Source organism: Clostridium sp. 1001270J_160509_D11, from assembly GCF_015667935.1.
Classification (GTDB): Bacteria; Bacillota; Clostridia; order Peptostreptococcales; family Peptostreptococcaceae; genus Intestinibacter.
This window is the reverse complement of record NZ_JADPET010000227.1, coordinates 1-2,552: the sequence shown is the minus strand read 5'-3', so window position 1 is coordinate 2,552 and position 2,552 is coordinate 1. Positions and strand designations below refer to the sequence as shown.

3 protein-coding genes are annotated in these 2,552 nt (G+C 24.4%); all 3 read right to left on the bottom strand.

The window, feature by feature from the left end; translation table 11 throughout:
- Positions 1-119: 119 nt before the first annotated feature.
- The 3 genes from I4U58_RS13475 to I4U58_RS13465 are packed head-to-tail and all read right to left on the bottom strand — an operon-like array spanning position 120 to position 2,524.
- Positions 120-908, bottom strand: coding sequence for an HAD hydrolase family protein (locus tag I4U58_RS13475; protein WP_195931847.1), 789 nt, complete (start codon positions 906-908; stop codon positions 120-122).
- Between the two features lies 1 nt (position 909).
- Entirely contained in the window at positions 910-2,001 is a 1,092-nt protein-coding gene (locus I4U58_RS13470; RefSeq protein WP_195931846.1) for a cysteine protease StiP family protein, read from the bottom strand.
- A gap of 19 nt (positions 2,002-2,020) precedes the next feature.
- Positions 2,021-2,524: a TRSP domain-containing protein gene (locus tag I4U58_RS13465; protein ID WP_207743897.1), complete on the bottom strand. Its 504-nt coding sequence runs from the start codon at positions 2,522-2,524 to the stop codon at positions 2,021-2,023.
- Between the last annotated feature and the right edge of the window lie 28 nt (positions 2,525-2,552).

Below are 2,552 nucleotides of genomic sequence, written 5' to 3'. Positions count from 1 at the left end.
ACCAGCTCATAAAAAGTTAATACCTGTTGCATCATTAGTAGGTGCGTTTATTTTATTAGCATCAGATACAATTGCTATAAGCTTTTATTTAATATTTTTAGTAGATAAATGTTACTATTTTATTTAGTTTGACATAATATAATCTTATTTAATATTTCTTCTGTTCCATTAAAGCTCTGTCTTGTGCTTATTGATAAATTATCACAATTATTATCTATTAAATTTGATAATTCACCATGCTTTAGAACATAAGAATTTTTACATACATCTAGCATATCTTTATCCATTATTGAATCCCCTATTGCAAATGTGTCTTTATGTTGTAATTTGTTACATAGATATTTTACTGCTGTAGATTTTTTTAATTCTGCAGGTAAAAAATAAATTTTTGTTCCATTTATGTATGTATCCCAATTTAATTTCTTTATTTCGTCTATAAAAGGTTGTAGCAATTTAAAGTCAAAAGTATCTCTATCTATCACAATGTATAAAAATAGTTCTTCTGCCTTTCTAATTTTTTTTATGCCTTTTATACTTTTATAATTTTCTAACAATTTAATTATATCTTCAATATGTGAACTTAATTTTAATTTTTCTTTTATAAGTAGTTTATATTCTTTGTCTACTTCTCCATTTACTAAAATATTTCCACCATTTGAAGTTACTGCATATTTAAAATCTAATCCGTATTTGGAAAATGATATTCTTTTAAATTGCTCTATTGTCCTCGTTGTTGTAGGTATAAAATAACTATTCTGTTTTATTTTTTTAATAAGTTCAACTGTCTCTTTTGATATATAAGATATATTTTCTCCATTGTAGATTTCTATCTCGAGTTTAGTAGTGTCGTCTTTTAAAAATCTTTTTGAATATATTATACTTCTATCTAAATCTGAAAAAACTATCATATTATATATCCTTCATTTGTTTTATTATTCCACAACAACTGTAAGCTTTAAATTTAAACTCTTCTACTTTTACGTTTTTTTCTTTTGCTAAAACTAATATATGTTTTAGTTTTTTATTATTTATATCATCTACAAGTATTTTATATGGAACTCTTCTCAAAAGCACTCTCGTTGTCTCCCCAACTCCAGGTTTTATAAAGTTTATATCATCTATATCGTATTTATCTTTTATATTTTCGACATCATCATTTCCAATTTGAGTTATTTTATCTTCTGTCCAATTTTCAATTTCTCTATCTATATTTTTATATTGTCCTTTAAAACAAGATTGTATTGTATCTATATAATTATTTGATTCATCTACTTTTTTTAATTCACTATAGTATTTTGCACCGTGAAAATCATCTTGTCCGATTAAGTCGTCTCTAAGTACTGTTCTACTTATAAGTCCACTTACTGTAGAGTTTAAACATGCACTTGGTATTAAAAAGTCATCTCTTATACCATATATATTTGAATATCCACATGGATCGGCAAGTACTGCTAAAGATGGATCAAACTCTGTATTAAATGTATTTTCAAGCTCAATACATGCCTTTTTAAGTTCATTAGCTATAGTTCCCTTTCCAGTCCATCCATCTATAAATTGTATATTTTGACTGTTATGGTGTTTATTTATTATGTATTTAATTGCATTTATATCTATACCTCTATCTCTTATTATAGAAATTGTATAATGAGGTAAATCTATATTGTATCTTTGTTTTATATATCTTTTTGCAAGTATTCCTATAGGTGTGCCTGCTCTTGCCAATGAAACTAATATTGGATTTTGATTATGTCTTTTTAAGATTTTTTCACTCATTACCCCGATTGCAAAAGCTAATTTTTCTTTGTTGTCTTTTAATTTTTCTCTGTATAAAGTTAAATACTCATCACTTACTTGATATTCTACAGGTATCATCTCTGAATAATGAGTTCCACTTTGTATTTTTCTCTCCCTCGTCAAATTATCTTCTTCTACTATCATATTAGATATATCTTTTAATAAAAAGATAACATCTTCTTTGCTGTATGTCGAAAATTCCTTCATATTATTCTCCCTTTATATATTATTTAAATAAAACTATATTTAGTTCTTTTATATCTGTATTCGAAAATATTTTTATAATTTCTTCAAATTCTTCTTTATCTTTATTTATTTCACAAAATAAAAAGCATTTGTCATATTTTATTTTGTCTATATTATATACATAATTGACTACACCTTTATTGTAAAGACTATTATGAGTAAATTTTGTCTTTATAGGGTAATTATCAATATCTATGTCTATTATTGGACTTCTAGTAGTCGAATGGTAGTATATATCGCTTTTTTTAAATTGGTCTGCAAACAACATAGGTATATACATAAACTCTTCACTACCTAAAAACAATACCTTTTCATTATCTAATATATTTAATTTAAAGCATTCATTTTTAACTTTACTTATCAGATCTAATTGATCTTTTTTATTTATGCCAAATCGTCCTGTATATTTTAAGTATTTTTTATTTTGTTCGTACTTATCCATATCGATATAAATATAATTTACTTTTAATTTATTTTTTTTCAAAATATATTTATCTATATTTTCACTTTAG